Here is a 16,789-nt window from a genome sequence, read left to right on the forward strand (position 1 = left end):
GAGCTCACAGCCTTTGATGTCTGGCTGATAAAACCAGCCGCGTTTGAAGTTAAAGTACAACTCTGGTGTCACACTGCGGTGCGTTTCATCGGGATAAGCAAAGCTGGCGATAAACACCACACGCCACTGCTGGTCATGACGCTCTAAACGCACTTCAACAGGGTGAGTACCACGACGAGTTTGATAGTAAGGCGTATGACGAAAGTTCATGGAGAGCTTATCGACATTGATAGGTCTTGGGGCGCTGTCCAGCGCCGCACTTAAACACTCAACCAATGAAGGTAATAAGGTCACCTCATTGTCATAGCAAGACGCAACAGTATTCATCACAACCACCCTCGCTCGGCAAAAGAAACGCTTTCTTTGCCAATCACAATGTGGTCCAGTACACGAACGTCAATCAGCGCTAAGGCATCGACGAGACGGCGGGTAATCTTTCGATCAGCTTGTGAAGGCTCAGCGACACCAGATGGGTGATTGTGTGAAAAGATAACCGCTGAGGCATTATGCTTAAGCGCGGCTTTCACGACTTCACGAGGGTATACGGAGGCGGCATCCACCGTACCTTGAAACAGCTCATCAAAGGCAATCAGTTGATGTTGGTTATCCAGAAACATCACGGCAAACACTTCACGCTCATAATGCGCCAGCTTACAACCGAGAAACTGTTTAACGTTATTGGGGTTTGTGTAGGCATCACCGACTTCAAAACTTTGAGCTAAGATATCAGCTGCTTTTTCGAGTACTTGCAAGGCCGTAACAGGCGCAGGAAACTCATAGGTTGCAATGGGTAATTGGGTAGGCATAGGTCAATCCTCTTAGGTTACAGGCACAAAAAAGCCCGCAGCGCATAAGAGCGTTACGGGCGATTAAGAATAGAGATACACCTAGGTAATATAGACCTGTTATTTTTTGATATGGTGCTTTATTTTTGAGTGATAACCGTTAGGCTGTAGTCTTGGAACCCATCCACCTGAATTCTAAAAACCCCCTCTCCCTTTGAGTCTTTAATTATCGTCTCGATTTCACCCCCATGATCTAAAAATTCTTCAAATGCCAATTCAAGTTCACGATAAGCACGGAAGTTTCTAAACTTAGGACCAAGCACGCGTTCGATAGTATCATCTAAGCTACTTTCAACTTGATCTATATCTGAAAGTAACATGCGTTTGGGTAACGGAAAGGTAAAAGCGTTTGTCAATTTTGAGCCGTTGATATCCACTGTTGCGCCCATCTGCTTGTACATTGCACCTAACTCTTGAGCAACGGAAATCGTTTGTTGTTTTTCTTCGTCAGTAACATAAAATTCATGCCATAGAGTGACAGAAGCGATAATTAAGGCCACGCATAAACTGAATGTTCTTCCGTGACTTTTCCCATAGATGACTCCAAGAACCGAAAAAAAGAGCAGCCCCCACATCCAAGTATCTTGTATGAAATATCCTACCGAAAATACAACGTATACCAAAAAGTCAAAAGCTGCGGTTAGCAACATGAATATGACAAGAACAATAATAGCTAAGTAATTCATAATCGTCTGATTCCCTCTCTGTTAATTAGAAGTAGAAAAATATTCATTACCAAGATTGGTATGAACCTTTACTTCTAATACGTCCTCAATTGAGCATCGAAACCCCACTGCTTTCTTTTGGCCAAATTGCAGTGAGCTAGGGAAGAAGCTAAGTGGCCTACCATCCAGTGTTTTACTCATTGTTAGACAGTGTCCTCTATTGATAGTGACTCCTTGCAAAGTAACGGAATCAGTCACAGCTTGAATAATCAGAGTCGGGATTGGAACTTGGCGAAGAGTAATATCTCTTGCATAAGTCGTTTTTAGAGAGATTGAAACTAAACCTGTATTGCGATACGTAGTATCCGCTTCAGAAGTGTGAGTTTGTTGGTTGTCCGTTGCTTTAGGCTCTTGAGGGGAACGATTTTTATTCGCTACTGAGAGAAAGTTGTCGCTGCATTGTGTAAACTCCCCTTGATATTCAAATAGAGCAATATCAAGGTCATATTTTCCTACTTGGCAATACTGCCCATTAATCTTTGAATAAATGTCATAAATACATCCTTGACTACCGCAAAAGTACGAACTGTAAGCTGCGTAATCTAAGACGCCGTCATCGTTAAAATCAGCCGCTTGTATCGTTACTTTTATGCTTTCATCATTAACGACTTCATTAGCTACTCGCCACTGCTGCTCAATATCACTCTTAATTGATGCGTTTGCGGTTGGTAGGATAAATAAAGATAAAGTTATCCATAAACCTGACCTTTTCATTGGAACCTCTTACACCTAAATTAAAAGTAAGCAGGCTACATATTGGCTTTGCACTATTTGCAAACACTGACGTTAAAGGTTTAAGTTGTGATTAACATCACGATTAATCATCTCATCCGTCGTAAAAAACCAACTTTGCATAATGTGCAAAGTCAGTCATTACTCTGGGAAGCCATCTTTGAAATAGAAAATGGCACTTCTTTGGCTGATAAACACCCAATCAAAACGATGGAGCTATTACTGACTCTTTGTGATGTCATTCCCAAGCACACATCTCAACCATTAGGCTACCAAGCTCTTGCTGATACTGTCATCTCTCGTGGTACATCTGCGAGTTATCACTCCGTTAGGCGGATCTTAAAGAATAGGCGTTTACAAGAGTTACTGGGTATTGAGGTTCTGACGGTGGGAACCTCTCATGCTGTGCGATATCGTGCTAATTATCTAGAAGGCTTTCCCCATGCGGCTCTTATTGCACATCTATCCTCGAACATGCTTCTTCATTATTTACCAGACAAAGTAAGAAGTCGTTTCCTTGAAGCGATTTCTCCTTATCTTGATCAGTTTGAAAAGCTGCATGATGGGAATCGAGATAAGCGTTGGTTAAATAAACTACCCGTCGATCAGAAAAGTGCTCACCATTGGTCCAAGCAGGCAATGACGCCAGAGCTTGATAGTATTCTTGGTGCTTTATATACCGAGCAATGGTTAGAAATTACTTATCAGACAGAAACGAACAGCACTCCTTTGACAGAAGTCATTTGGCCTATTCACTTAAACCTTGATGATCCAGAGGGTGTAAAGCTCTGTTATTCTCGTAATCAAGCACAGAAAGCAACGATGAGCATTCCTCTTGCTCTGATATCTCACGCTAAGCGTCAATATTACTCGTAAAGTTCTTGTTGGCTATATGTGGCAGTATGCTAGCCGTCTAGCTAAACGTTCATCGGCTCTACTCATAAACCTAGTTGCTAACTAAGTCGGAGTAATCAATGTATAATCAGGGTTCTGACTCAATAACAAATAGAAAAGCTATGTGTACTGATACTAAGTGGAGAATGACTCCCAATATACCTCTTGCAAAGCAGCTAGCAAAACGTGATGTCCCTTCTTTGGTGTATAACGCTGTTAATCTCGAAGGAGTTGCTATGACGTTACCGGAAGTGCAAACCATACTTGATGGCGTAACGGTTGGTGGACATAGGATCAGCGATCAAAACATGGCTCAAAATCAAGCCAAGACTTGGCAGTGTATTTTCGATTTAGTTAATAATGGCAGTTTTTCGTTTACCAAAGAAACTGCTTTGTCGCTTCATTCTATTGCAGCGGAAGAGGAGGCGTTGGAATGGGGTAAATTTCGTACAGGGTATGTATCTATTACAGGCTCAGAGTATGAGCCACCAGCTCCCAGTGAGTTAGATGAAAAATGGTTAGAAATAGAAGCTAATGTTTCCGAACAACTCGATGTTTACGATAGAGCTATCACGGCTTTCTTACAAATGGCTAGAAACCAATTCTTTTGGGATGTGAATAAGCGAACGGGGCGCTTTATGATGAATGGAATTTTATTAAGCAAAGGCTATCCGATCATTAACGTCCCAGCTAAAAGGCAACAAGAGTTCAACACATTGATGTTGGACTTCTACACAACGAACAATATGCAACCTATGAATCAGTTTTTACGTAGTTGTATTGATGAAAAGCTGATGAAGAATTTTCAGATGGGTAAGCTCTAGTCTCAGCAGTGTAGTGATGAAAATTTTTGTTCCCGTACCCAGTAGAGTTATTTACCTTATCTGATATTATCTAACTTATTGATCTTTAAGTTCCAACAGGACTCCTGCTTCCATGTGGTGCGTGAGTGACAACTTACTCACTACATTTATGAATTTAACTTCGGCATGCCAAGTTGAAAAGATTATCGAAATTAAAAGGCTAAATAGTGAGTTTAAGGATTTGATGTAAACGCTTAAGATTGAGGAACTGAACTCCCTGTTAAAATTGCGAAAGAGGGAGCTGAACAGAGAACAATCTGCACTAGAGTAAGCAAACCATTGTCGTTCAAAAAATAACCAGAAAAGTACAGTATAACAGGCTCAATGTCATATAACGTCTAACAGTGTTTTTTAACATCCTAAGCACTTGTTACCCAATTCGTTACCCATAAATAAAATTCAAATCGAGCAATAACCTTATAATTCAAAAAGTTAAAAGTCAAAATCAAATTACGCCAGCCCACCAAACGTTTGGAAAGGGCGATAACTCTTTGAGTTATCGCCCTTTTTGTCTTTATATCGACAAAGATTTTTTTGTTAGTACTGACCTATGGTACTAACAACCACTTACGATTACAGCTCTTGAGCCACGGTTCACTCTACTCATCAGACTCTTTTGTTCTAATGTCCACGTAAGGCCAGTAATGGTGCCCGACTCGAATCAATAGGGTTGCGGCAGCCAAAATAAAGGCGGCAGTAGATAGCCAGACAATTAGCACAGCGTCTAGCTCCTTCATGCCTAACGTTATGTAACGCGCGATCGCCATCATCGCGATATAAATTGGGTAGCGGACTGGAATTTTTCCATTCACTACAAACTGCTGAACCATCGCTAGAACTTCGAGATAGATGAACATCAACAGTATATCTGTCAATTGAACCCGTCTCTCCGTAAAGACGTGCATAAACTCTTCCATCATGGCGAACAAAGTAGCAAGTGTGATGGCGACTAAGAGTATCGCTTCTAAGACGTAAAAGACCTTTAGAAAAGGTTTGCTAAAAGATTTCGGTAAGTGAGAAGGCATAGTTATTCTTCAGAAATTTTAAATCTAGTTTTTACAATAGCATGCATCTTTATAACTCGCTCTAATTCAGTACATTGCCTTTAATTTATTCGGCGAATTAGCCACACGGACTGCGTATATTTCAGTATATGACATGAGGCCAACCCTACCTATGACAGCGGTCTATATGGCTTTCAACTCACTTCGACACATGCTTGCTCTATCAATGCGAGGTATTGGTGAAGTTCATCATCGGAGATCTCAAGCAACCGGTCACCCACGTACCACTCTATAAAGCTCTGATTGGGTAATATTCCTTGCTGCGGGTTGCCAATCCACACACCAAGTTCGATTGCTAGTTTGTCACGTAGCTCACAGGCTTGCTGCTGACTAAGAGGAAGGTGTATGTGTAGCATGTTAGCTTGAGGTTGGGTTGGATTAGCGGTGAGCCGTGGATATTGCTCCAGCATTGTATATACCTGCTGAGTCCTCTCAAATAGCTTAGGCAAGGCACTGATTTTTTGCTCAAACTGCATAGCTGCAGCCACAATATAAGGAGTACGGTGATAGACACTTCCCCCCTGTCTGTGCATCCAAACCCTTGCTTTTTCAATAAACGCCTTATCACCAACTAACATTGCGCCTCCAAGCCCAGCAACCCCCTTGTAAAGCGACACATACACTGAGTTAAACCCTATTGCGATGTCATTATAGGATTTCTGATAAAATGCCGCCGCTTCCCATAGCCGTGCACCGTCCATATGCAGATGAATATCCTGAGATTGGCAGTAACGCTTGATCTCTTCTAGTTCACTGAAGTTAGGTAACTGCCCCCCAATCTCTCTCATTGGCAACTCGTAAAGCACCGCCCCGAGACGATCAGGAATGGAAGCAATAGCCGATACTGTCCATGGTTGGTAGGGCTTTCCTACTGGGAATACGTTAAATCTATTTTGTAGCTGATAGCCTTGATTTTCATGTAGATAAATATGACTAGAGGGATGCATTGCAACGTTACGACATTCACGCTCCTCACACGCGATTTGAAGAGCTGTCGGCTGAGCCATGGTTCCGGTGATAACAAATAAACCCGCTTCAAAGCCTAATAAAGTGGCAATCTTTTGCTCGAATGCTTGAATTAGCTTTCCTTCACCGTACCTATCATGTTCAACCTCGTGCTGCTCGCACCACGTTGCCATCTCTGCAAACATTTGAGCGGGAGAGCGCTCTCTATTACCCGGTAATACAACCCTACACTTATCCTGCATTTCCTGTCCTTCGTTTTTCTACCTAACTAGAATCTGACTAACTAAAATCGGCCTAACTAAAGGCATTCTATTAAGATAACCCATTAATATGGCTGGTGAACTTATAACATTACAACGACTATTATGGATTATTTTTCACCACCTTTGCCGCTAGAAACACCTATCATTTATTGACTGTTTAAACTAAGCAGAGTATCTATCAAATAACCATAGCAATCCATCGAGGTTATCCATTGCAGCATATTAATGATCTTTTGTTAACGATGAAGCCTCTGCTAGAGCATTATGGCTACCTAGCTTTAATCGTTAGCATATTCCTTGAAGGAATGGGGATACCTATGCCCGGTCAATCACTTATGATTGCGGCGTCTATCCTTTCATCACAGCACCTGATGAATCTATCGCTGATTATCGCAGTATCTTGGCTAAGCTGTTTTATCGGTAACACCTGCGGTTATCTAATTGGTTATCACTTTGAAGGTTGGCTGGATAAAAAGGGCTATATCTCTGGCCCTAAAATGCAACGACTTCAAAACACCGTTCAACGCTATGGCCCTGCATGCTTGATTATTAGTCGCTTTGTGGAAGGCATGAAACAATTTATGCCTCTCGCATGTGGGATAGCCAAAATGCCTAGACATGAATTTCTTATCGGTAACGCTATCGCGACAAGTATATGGGTCGCGGTATTTAGCTTACTCACGCATTTTGCGTTCGATCATCTACAACAAATCGAGCAGCTCTATCGCGCACATAGGCTGTCCGTTTGGCTCGTAACCGCAAGTCTATTTATACTTTTCATTATCGCGCTACTGAAAAAGAAATCGTGAGACTGTTAATACTCTGGCTCTTTGATTGTGAGCTCTAAACGTACTAGACCCATTTCATCAGCCTGAGTCAAGTGGGCGTTGACTGTCTCTAGTCCTAATCGCTGACAAACCGCTATAGCCGCTTCATTTCCCTTACGGGTTTCGGCAAAAATAGAGGTGATAGGGAAATGTTGAATACCGAACGTGATTAGCGCCGACATGGCTTCAACGGCGATACCTCGCCCTTGTCGATCAACCGCAAGACCAAAACCAATCGATGCTCGGTTATTGGCTTCTAAGCGAAAGGCTGCAGTACCAATTACCTGATGACTTTCTTTTCCTTCAATAACTAGCTGAAACCTCGTTCGAGGGATTTGCTGTGACTGCTCCACAAACATTTCGAGTAAATGGGCGTTAAATTCAGGCGAACACTCTTCTTTGGGGTAAAATGTTTGGTATCTTGGATGTGACGTTATGTTAAGCCAAGCCTCAATATCACCAAGTTGAAAGTCTCTTAAAATCAGTCGTTCGGTTTCTAGCATAAATTCCATTCTATTCTCTTTACATTCAGGTCTGCCAGCATACTGTGAAAAGACATCAATACTGCCGCTCTTATCTTAGCTTTTAGATAGCTAATTCAATGCTAGGTTCCAAAAATATATCTCTTCCTATTAATGTGTTTTGTCATTCAGCAATGACTAGATGGCTAGGAAAACAGTGTAGGACAGACGGGGCAATTTAGCTCACCAGTGCTGTAGAATTCACCTTCAACCTTCAAAAAAGTTGAGGGTTATCGTACTTCAGAGAAACATCCAATACGCTCGCTTGACATGTGATTAATAAATCGTCGCGATCGCACGAAATAAAAAGCAAAACATGCTGAGTTCAACAATAAACGCCTTACTTCTTTTCAAGCTGGTAAAAAATCGCTACCATTTAGTCGTCGTTAAGACATTCATTTTATTCTCAGGGCGGGGTGAAATTCCCCACCGGCGGTAAGTCATTCAATTGATAAGCCCGCGAGCGCCTAACCCCTTAGGAGTTAGGGTCAGCAGATCTGGTTAAACTCCAGAGCCGACGGTCATAGTCCGGATGGGAGAGGATAAATATACCCACAACCACTTCTCTATACACGCTTTCGTGTATACGGATAGAAGTGTGCGCTACATCGCGTCACATGTGGGTATAGAGAGCGGCTGTATGGCGTTTAACCACCATGACAGCCGCTCTCGGATATCTTTTGGATCCTTTAAGGTCCCCATACCAATGCCCTGATTCTGGTATTTTAAACTTGGAGTATTACCATGAATCAGAACCAAACCTCACTACTATCAGAATTTGGCACACCTCTAGAGCGTGTTGAAATTGCTCTTGCCGCGTTACGCGAAGGTCGTGGCGTATTGCTACTCGATGATGAAGATCGCGAAAATGAAGGCGATATCATTTGTTCCGTTGATCATCTAACTAATCAACAAATGGCACTTATGATTCGTGAAGGCAGTGGCATTGTTTGCCTATGCATCAATGACGAGCAAGCAAAGCAACTCGACTTACCGCCAATGGTCACCAATAATAACAGCGCTAACCAAACCGCTTTCACGGTGTCGATTGAAGCCAAAGTGGGTGTAACAACTGGCGTTTCAGCTGCAGATCGGGTCATGACCATTAAAACGGCGTGCGCTGAACAAGCAAGACCAGAAGACCTTGCCAGACCAGGACATGTGTTCCCACTAAGAGCTCGCAAAGGCGGTGTGCTTACTCGTCGCGGTCACACTGAAGGCACGATTGATCTGATGCAAATGGCAGGGCTATCACCATTCGGCGTATTGTGTGAAGTCACCAATCCAGATGGAACAATGGCAAAGGCACCTGAAATTGTCGAGTTTGGCAAGGTACACAATATGCCCGTCTTAACCATTGAAGATATGGTTCAATACCGTTTGGCGATCACAGAGAAATCTGCATAATCAAAAATGGAGCTCCCTAAATACAGGGAGCTCTGCTATTTATCTTTTCAAGTTTACGGTAACGGCCAGATCATATCGAATACACCTTCCATTCTCATTGGCCTCATTCCAGTACCAAAAACACGACATACATCCCCCAGCTCCTATTTTAATGGTGGCGGTATTGTCTTTAAGGTATTGATCACAATTTGAGTGAAGTTTTGTACATTTAGCGGCTTAACCACAACACCTTTCGCACCAACTTGAATAAACGCTTTGTGGGTTTCTGCTGTAAGATCCGCTGTCCAACCAAAAATAATCAGGTTATCTTGTTCAATAACCATTTTCTGTATTAACTCTATCCCGGAAACCTCCGGCATATGATTATCAATGAGCATGCAATAATAAGAACGAGTTCTTAAACAGTTCATTGCCTCATGGTGATTGTTCGCGACATCAACAATAAAGCCGATTTTTTCACACCACTTTTTCCCAACTAACAAATTGACTTTATTATCGTCAACAAGAAGCACGCGACTACCGTTCGGAGGACGCCAACTGACATCTTCTAGTTTATTGGTTTGCCCAGTCAGTAAACTGGCTGACGACTGATTCACTTTAAAGGCTAAAGGGAGCACCACTGTAAACGTACTGCCCTCCCCCAACTGACTGGCTACCTCTATCGTCCCATGCATCTTTTCGACTAATTTACTCACGATAGAAAGCCCTAACCCAGTTCCACCATAATCTCGAGTAATCGTATTATCGGCTTGAACAAAAGGATCTAGGATCACATCGACCTTATCTTCAGCAATCCCCGCCCCTGTATCTTGTACTTCAATCATTAACCTAGATAACGACTCACTCCATGTAACCCGGCATGTCACGCCTCCCTTGTTGGTGAACTTAATGGCGTTCCCCATCAAATTAAACACTATTTGCTTGATCCTTGACTCGTCTCCATCCCACTCTATATTACTCGGGATGTTATTTATGACCGATAGTTGAATATTCTTTTCCGTACAAAGTGGTTTATAAAAGCTTTGTGTCAACCGAACGGTTGCGAGCATGTTAAACGGGGAGGGATTAAGCTCTAATTGATTTTGTTCGATTTTTGAAAAGTCCAAGATATCATTGAGGATGGACATCAAGTGCTCACCGGAATCATTGATAACTTTGCAGTTTTTCTTTGACTCTCCTGTAAGCTCGGACTCCATATACTTAGACATACCAAGAATACCGTTTAGCGGAGTGCGTATTTCATGGCTGATTAATGCCAAAAAATCATCTTTGGCTTGATTTGCCGCTAACGCTTGATCTTGAGATCGTTGTAGCTCTTCATACTGCTTATGCATTGCAGTGGACATACTATTAAAGGCATCAATCACTTGTCCTATTTCATCTTGGTTATGATGCTCAACTCTATGACCAGGCCCCTTGCGCTCAATCTCTCGATTCGCGCGGGTAATTTTGTGAAGATCTTTTGTCAGTGTCCAACCAAAAAGCCACGAGGCAACGGCAACAAACACAATTTCTATGACGGCAATTCCGCCCAGATATATACCAGAGCTTCTTACAACCTCTGTGATTCGTCGTCCATCAAACATTAACTCAAGACGGCCAATATAATTACTTTCAAAATCAATATCGAGCGTTCTAAAGTAGTAATCCTGAGGCTGATGTGAGTGTGTACTCAACACCTCTCCAACAGCGACCACTTCCGTATTTCCAATGTACATTTTGACATAAACCACATCGGGGTCGACCAATACATCGCGGGCAATACTTGTTAATCTGGCAATATCGTACGTTAGTAACGCATCAATAGAGCTTTGCTTAAGTAACGACAGAGTCCCAGCCATTTTATTCTGGAACAATTCAGCATTCGATTCGGCCAAAAAGCTCATGGCATAGAAAACCAAAACCATGAGGAAAATCGCTTCAATTATAGCGACTCCAACAATCATTTTGGTTCGAAATTTCATCTCTAATTAATCACTTTGTACTGAGATCAACATTCAGGGCCAACTCTCGAACATCATCCCAATCAGAATCTTGAGCGGCCACGAAGCCTTGGATCTTAAGTGGATCTAACAATTCGGGGGTCGTCTGTTCAAGCTTAATTAACGCCTGCTGTAATTTCTCTTTTAACGCCTTAGGCATCGTTGCACTCACCGCAATGGCGTGAGGGGTGTAACCTTTACTCTCCCACAAAATTCTTAGTTGCTCGGTCACCTGAGGATCCATGGCTTTAAATGTTCGTCTCACCCCGCCCCCCGCAGGAAATAGCCCTTTCGCGACATTCAAATAAACAGAATCATGGGAACGAACATACACAGGTGTGATGTCGATATCATTTTGACTAAAATAACCACGGCTCAAAACACTGGCAGCAAAAGCGGCCGGAGCAGGAAACGCCAGTTTATTTCCAGCCAACTCATCCATGGATTGAATCTCACTGTCTTTACGAACGACAACAATACCTTTGATCAATTTATTTTTGGCTTTTGCTATCGCATCATAGCCGTCATCCCGACTAAAGACCGTATAGTGATACGGGTTCATGTATGAAATATCATATGCACCTTTGGCAAGTTGATCTTCAAACTCAGGAATAGAGGGCTTTGTAGCAAATTGAATCGTCGTCCCTGTTTCTTCCGATAAGTAATTCATCAAAGGAATCCATTGTGATGCTAATTTACTTGCCGACTGCTGAGGAACAATACCAAAAATCAAAGTATCTTTAGCATAGCTATAACTAGAAACAAGCATGGCGAAGCAAGTTGCAATAATTGATAATTTCATTGGTTATCATCTCTATTCATTCATTATAAAAATACTAGATGCTATTGACCAATAGGCAATTTTCTATTTGATTTAACACGCTCCCCCTTCCTATCACAGCCCCTATTTGACGTAGTATTAAACCTCTTAAGCTGCTACTACTCTTAAGCTGCTACTAATAGTTAGAACTACTCATAATTAAACACTACTGATAAAAAGAAAGGAGACCAAATCGGTCTCCTATAGCATTATCATTTACTAAACATGATCAACGCATCATTATTGACAAAGCCCTAGAGATGTCCAAACACCCCATTCACCTGACTTTTCAGGGTCGTCACCTTGCGTCCACCATTTCGCTTGGTAATTCTGTCCGTTGTAGACCACTTGATCGCCACCGTTATACACCGCACCAGAGTCCCATGTATTTGGACAAGCAGTACCACCGCCATTATCCGCTATCACCTTAACGACATGAGTGGCTGTGGATGTCAATGATCCATCACTTACACTAAGTGTGAATTGATAGTTAGTATCAACGGCTATGCTTGGAGCAGTAAAGCTTAGAGTGCTACCTTGACTCGTGATGTTAAGATCTGCCGGTGCTTGCCAAGAATACGTTAAAGGGTCGTTGTCAGCATCACTTGAACCCGATGCATCCAATACAACCTGATCATTCACAGCGGCAGTAGTCGGCCCTGATATTTGAGCAATAGGCGCGGTATTTAGTGGTGGCGTATTTTTGGGTGTGACGGTCACCGTCACTGTATCGGAGTTAGCGGCACCTTCGTTATCCGTAACCGTTAAGGTAAACCCATAACTCGTCACCTGCGTGACTTCAGGAACATCAAAATTGAGTGTCGCGCTATTTTCACCGGCTAAGACTAGCGGGCTACCCGACGTCTGAACCCAAGCATAACTGGTAATACTCCCATCGCTGTCGGTTGAGTTTGCACCACTAAGCGAAACCGATACCGGCCCCTCAACTTGTTGATCAACACCGGCATTCGCAACAGGTGCGCGATTACTTGGTGTTCCACCAGCTAACCCTTCATGCATAGCATTAAGAATATCGCCATTATCAGCATCTATCTCCCAGGAAAATAAACCTGCGAGACCTAGACTGCGAACATATGCGCCTTTGGCTTTCACGGAGCGATCATCATCAAACGTGATCAACTCTCCCGTCGTTTGGTTCCAAACATAGGCCGCTTCCGCCTGTGCATCATACCCGTACTCATAGCCATTAATTCCAGTATTGTTTGCGCCTAACATGAAAGACTTAATACCTTTATAATCAATCACGCCAGCTTCCCAAACACCTTGTGCAGTAGTCCCGGTCAGCTTTCCTGTTGCTGTTCCGGTCATCGGGTCCGAAGGATCGGTAAGCGTATCTGGCGTCACCCCTTCCCAACCACGACCATACATTGCGGCTCCCAGCACTAGCTTACTGGCTGGCACACCTTGTGCTAACAGCAACTGAATACCATTGTCAGCGGTATAAGCAGGGCCTTTATAGGGCACACCTTCGGGATCCACTCCGCTGCCATCACATTGTCCTGCTGTCATAAAGTTACCGCAATAAAGGGCAGCTTGATGACCAGGAACATTGTTCCAACCACCGTAAAAGTCGTACGTCATAGCGAAGATATAATCCATGTACGGAATCGCATCAGCGTAATTCACGTCTTCAATTTTATCGTGACCAACACCAATGGCCGACGTCAGCTCATAAACACGTCCATATTCCACTTCAAGCTCATCCAGCATGGCTCTGAGCTCTCTCATGAGTGCCACATAGGCAGGGCCATCCTTAAGTGGATCGCCTAAATCAGCCGCGGCGCCATCACCACCGGGGTATTCCCAGTCGATATCAACACCATCATAAAACTTCCACGTTTTCAAAAAGCGTTTTACCGACGCGACAAACGTATCTCGATTCACTTTATCGGTGAAGCTGTAGAAGGGATCAGAAAGTGTCCAGCCACCAATTGAAGGAATAATTTTTAGCTCTGGATTGCGCTGTTTGAGCGCCATCATCATCGCGTAGTTACCTTTGATCGGAGTGTTGTAATCGTGTCCCGCTTGACCAAAGCTTTTCTGATAAGCCGCCCATGGGTCATGAATGACAACTTCATAATCAGGCACACCACTACAAGCGGTTTTCAGAGCGTTAAAGCTACTCCCCCCTACCGATTTTACGGACTCGTTGGGACCACAAATCGGAATAAAGCCATATAAGATATGGGTTAAATTATCAGCAGGAATATTGTCAACGGTATAACCTCGACCATAAATTCCCCACTCAACAAAGTACGTACCAACTACGGTACTCGGGTCAGTATTAAATGATTGGTTATTAGGATCGATGTTCATGGTAAGTGGCGCTAAATGCGATCCGTCCGTATCTGCCACCACTAATTCCATCTCAGCACTTTTACTACAACCGCTAGCATCACATGCTTCTATTGCCATTTGATATCGGCCACCTTGGGCATAAGGGAAAGTGGCTGTCGTTTGACTGCCTGTTATAGGGCCTGTGGCAACATTCACACCATCAAAGTACACATTGTAGGTATCACCCGTCGTGCCACTCCACTGATTAAAGGTGATCTTAATCTCAGCAAGCTCGTTATATTGCACCATCTGGTTGTAACCAGACGTGGTCTCCATTGCTAACTGAATCTTAGAAAACTGAAGGTTATTTGACCCCCAGAGATCGATAGAAGGTGTCGCTGGCGCAGCCCAAGAAGCACTGCTTACGGCAAGCGCTAAGGCTGAAGCGCCTAATACGATACTATTCATTATTGTCTTCTCTATTCCCTGAAAAAATAAAATCTGCCCAAAAGTTGGCCTTCTCGGCATCGAGGTTAGTATTGGAAATAGAGATAATTTTATGATTAAAAATTAAGCAACTCTCGAGTGATAGCTCATAAAAAAGCAACTTGCAGCACGTTTTTTCATCCGCAACTTTATCCTCTGCACAAAAAATAACCAGTCATAGCCAATTAAAAACAACCCTGTTTTTAAATCGAGTCTTTTCCAATAACTACGCCAACATGTTGATCCATGCTTGAGAGTGAGGCTTTATTACTGGAAAAAAATACTCGCTTGTATAACAATGTCCTTTCTCATTAGTCGGGGAGCATTACTGCTGAGATCACCATAGGTGAGACCCGTTGAACCTGATTCAGTTAACACTGACGTAGGGAACTGATCGACATTGCTCACCATGCAGTTAATCTGCAACTGTGGCCGTGCGCTCGCTCCTACGTTGGCGAGGAGCACTATAATGGCAAACCCTTCGAACACGACCCCTATTGTTCTGACTATCGCTGGCTCTGACTCAGGAGGTGGTGCAGGTATTCAAGCAGACATTAAATCCATTTCCGCCACTGGTGGCTACGCCTGTTCAGTCATTACCGCGCTGACCGCGCAAAACACACAAGGTGTCTCAGGCATCTTGGGTATCGCCCCTTCATTTGTTGAAGCGCAGCTAGACGCCGTTTTTTCTGATCTTAATGTCATGGCAGTCAAAATTGGCATGCTCGCTGACGCCGATATCATTCGAGCCGTCGCAAATAAGATTAAACAATACCAGCCCCCTTATGTCGTACTGGATCCTGTCATGGTCGCTACAAGTGGTGATCTATTGCTTGAGTCCAGCGCCATTGATGCGTTGAAAACAGAGCTACTTCCACTGGCAACCATCATCACACCAAACCTGCCAGAAGGCGCGGCTTTGCTAAATTGCGAGATACCGCAAACCGAGGCCGACATGATCGAGATGATTGAAGCACTTAGAAACCTTAATACTGCAACGATATTGCTCAAAGGCGGACACTTAGAGTCAGAAGCCACTAGCACCGATTTATTCATCACTCGTACCGAGGTATCTCGCTTTGAAACCACACGTATCCACACAAAGAACACGCATGGGACAGGCTGTACACTAAGCTCTGCCATTGCGTCGTTCCTTGCACAAGGTCAAGACCTTCCTGATGCTGTGCAATCCGCCAAACACTACATCACCCAAGCGATATCCCATGCCGATGAGCTTTCCATTGGTCACGGTCACGGTCCTGTTCACCATTTCTTTGCGCTTAATTAATACCGATGCCCGCCATGATAGACATTAAATTGAGTCAGGCTTCTCTTACCTACGTCGGAGACGAGCAACCGATTTTCTCAAACCTAAACGTGCATTTTAAATCCGGCACTTGCACCGCCATCTTAGGTCCAAGTGGTTGTGGTAAGAGTACATTGCTTCGCTATGTGGCTGGATTACTAAAAGACAACGTCCATTTTAGCGGACAACTCACATCGTCACCGGAAATCGAGATAGAGCAGTCAATCGCGTATATGGCGCAGCAAGATCTATTGATGCCGTGGCTCAATGTCATCGATAACGTCTGCTTTGCCTCTAAGCTACGTGGCGAAAAAGTCACATATACCATCACTGAGCAAGCACTGAATTTACTCGATAAGGTGGGCCTAAAAAATAAAGCCTACCAACCCGTCAGCGAGTTATCTGGGGGACAGAAGCAACGCGTCGCGCTCGCTCGGACACTGATGCAAGACAAACCCGTCGTTTTAATGGACGAACCTTTTTCAGCACTAGATGCCGTTACCCGGCACAAGCTACAAAACTTAGCGGCCTCCCTTCTCGCTGAGAAAACGATCCTATTAATCACCCATGATCCACAAGAAGCATTAAGGCTTGGTCATCAAATTGTGGTGATGAACGGCACGCCTGCAACATTGCATCCCATCATCCCCCCACCCAATGCTGTACCTAGAGACATTGATGCTCAGTTTGCCTCTATCCAACAGCAAATTTTGAAACTATTGGAGGTAGACGATGACACTGCTCAATAAATTGACCGCCTCTTCTCAATTTAATGCTGAGACGACTGGCA

The 16,789-nt window shown here is 43.5% G+C and carries 16 protein-coding genes and 2 riboswitches; of the genes, 6 read left to right on the top strand and 10 right to left on the bottom strand.

All coding sequences use genetic code 11. The features are described from left to right. From MD535_RS16065 to MD535_RS16080, 4 genes are all read right to left on the bottom strand, one after another. Positions 1 to 327 (bottom strand): DUF2787 family protein (locus MD535_RS16065; RefSeq protein ID WP_265676044.1); only part of this gene is annotated, 327 nt, incomplete at its 3' end. Continuing rightward, the gene (gene radC, locus MD535_RS16070) at positions 327 to 806 is read right to left on the bottom strand and encodes a RadC family protein (protein WP_265676045.1); all 480 of its coding nucleotides are present in this window, start codon (positions 804 to 806) and stop codon (positions 327 to 329) included. The genes radC and MD535_RS16065, both read right to left, overlap by 1 nt. 119 nt (positions 807 to 925) lie before the next feature. Then, positions 926 to 1,531: a hypothetical protein gene (locus MD535_RS16075; protein WP_265676046.1), complete on the bottom strand. Its 606-nt coding sequence runs from the start codon at positions 1,529 to 1,531 to the stop codon at positions 926 to 928. Positions 1,532 to 1,552: 21 nt separating this feature from the next. Beyond that, positions 1,553 to 2,284, bottom strand: a complete 732-nt coding sequence (locus MD535_RS16080) for a hypothetical protein (RefSeq protein ID WP_265676047.1) — start codon at positions 2,282 to 2,284, stop codon at positions 1,553 to 1,555. Between the two features lie 87 nt (positions 2,285 to 2,371). On the opposite strand from MD535_RS16080, the gene MD535_RS16085 reads away from it, so the two are divergent. After that, positions 2,372 to 3,178, top strand: coding sequence for a hypothetical protein (locus MD535_RS16085; protein WP_265676048.1), 807 nt, complete (start codon positions 2,372 to 2,374; stop codon positions 3,176 to 3,178). Between the two features lie 98 nt (positions 3,179 to 3,276). Further along, the gene (locus tag MD535_RS16090; protein WP_265676049.1) at positions 3,277 to 4,020 is read left to right on the top strand and encodes a Fic family protein; all 744 of its coding nucleotides are present in this window, start codon (positions 3,277 to 3,279) and stop codon (positions 4,018 to 4,020) included. Positions 4,021 to 4,658: 638 nt separating this feature from the next. Here MD535_RS16090 and MD535_RS16095 read toward each other — a convergent pair. Then, positions 4,659 to 5,084: a phosphate-starvation-inducible protein PsiE gene (locus tag MD535_RS16095; RefSeq protein ID WP_265676050.1), complete on the bottom strand. Its 426-nt coding sequence runs from the start codon at positions 5,082 to 5,084 to the stop codon at positions 4,659 to 4,661. Positions 5,085 to 5,257: 173 nt separating this feature from the next. Further along, entirely contained in the window at positions 5,258 to 6,331 is a 1,074-nt protein-coding gene (locus MD535_RS16100; protein WP_265676051.1) for a threonine aldolase family protein, read from the bottom strand. A gap of 233 nt (positions 6,332 to 6,564) precedes the next feature. Between MD535_RS16100 and MD535_RS16105 the strand changes: the two genes are divergently transcribed. Beyond that, positions 6,565 to 7,161 carry a DedA family protein gene (locus tag MD535_RS16105; RefSeq protein WP_265676053.1) on the top strand — a complete coding sequence of 199 codons (597 nt, stop codon included), beginning with the start codon at positions 6,565 to 6,567 and terminating at the stop codon, positions 7,159 to 7,161. Positions 7,162 to 7,166: 5 nt separating this feature from the next. On the opposite strand, the gene MD535_RS16110 is transcribed toward MD535_RS16105, so the two are convergent. Further along, positions 7,167 to 7,691, bottom strand: coding sequence for a GNAT family N-acetyltransferase (locus MD535_RS16110; protein ID WP_265676054.1), 525 nt, complete (start codon positions 7,689 to 7,691; stop codon positions 7,167 to 7,169). A gap of 407 nt (positions 7,692 to 8,098) precedes the next feature. Then, a riboswitch (FMN riboswitch) is annotated at positions 8,099 to 8,248 on the top strand. 196 nt (positions 8,249 to 8,444) lie between these two features. Between MD535_RS16110 and ribB the strand changes: the two genes are divergently transcribed. Continuing rightward, positions 8,445 to 9,107 carry a 3,4-dihydroxy-2-butanone-4-phosphate synthase gene (gene ribB, locus MD535_RS16115; RefSeq protein WP_265676055.1) on the top strand — a complete coding sequence of 221 codons (663 nt, stop codon included), beginning with the start codon at positions 8,445 to 8,447 and terminating at the stop codon, positions 9,105 to 9,107. A gap of 143 nt (positions 9,108 to 9,250) precedes the next feature. Here ribB and MD535_RS16120 read toward each other — a convergent pair whose 3' ends face one another. The 3 genes from MD535_RS16120 to MD535_RS16130 form a co-directional block, all read right to left on the bottom strand. Then, positions 9,251 to 11,071 (bottom strand): ATP-binding protein, encoded by a 1,821-nt coding sequence (locus MD535_RS16120; protein ID WP_265676056.1) that lies wholly within the window; start codon positions 11,069 to 11,071, stop codon positions 9,251 to 9,253. A gap of 10 nt (positions 11,072 to 11,081) precedes the next feature. Beyond that, a complete protein-coding gene (locus MD535_RS16125) occupies positions 11,082 to 11,891 on the bottom strand; it encodes a phosphate/phosphite/phosphonate ABC transporter substrate-binding protein (protein WP_265676057.1) in 810 nt (269 codons plus the stop codon). A 258-nt stretch (positions 11,892 to 12,149) separates the two neighbouring features. After that, positions 12,150 to 14,675, bottom strand: coding sequence for a glycosyl hydrolase family 18 protein (locus MD535_RS16130; RefSeq protein WP_265676058.1), 2,526 nt, complete (start codon positions 14,673 to 14,675; stop codon positions 12,150 to 12,152). 324 nt (positions 14,676 to 14,999) lie between these two features. Next, a riboswitch (TPP riboswitch) is annotated at positions 15,000 to 15,099 on the top strand. Between the two features lie 63 nt (positions 15,100 to 15,162). Here MD535_RS16130 and thiD point away from each other — a divergent pair. Both thiD and MD535_RS16140 read left to right on the top strand, forming a co-directional pair. Beyond that, positions 15,163 to 15,981, top strand: coding sequence for a bifunctional hydroxymethylpyrimidine kinase/phosphomethylpyrimidine kinase (thiD, locus tag MD535_RS16135; protein WP_265676059.1), 819 nt, complete (start codon positions 15,163 to 15,165; stop codon positions 15,979 to 15,981). Between the two features lie 14 nt (positions 15,982 to 15,995). Continuing rightward, positions 15,996 to 16,748 carry an ABC transporter ATP-binding protein gene (locus tag MD535_RS16140; protein ID WP_265676060.1) on the top strand — a complete coding sequence of 251 codons (753 nt, stop codon included), beginning with the start codon at positions 15,996 to 15,998 and terminating at the stop codon, positions 16,746 to 16,748. Positions 16,749 to 16,789 lie beyond the last annotated feature (41 nt).

The organism is Vibrio qingdaonensis (assembly GCF_026191675.1).
In the GTDB taxonomy this organism is placed as follows: domain Bacteria; phylum Pseudomonadota; class Gammaproteobacteria; order Enterobacterales; family Vibrionaceae; genus Vibrio; species Vibrio qingdaonensis.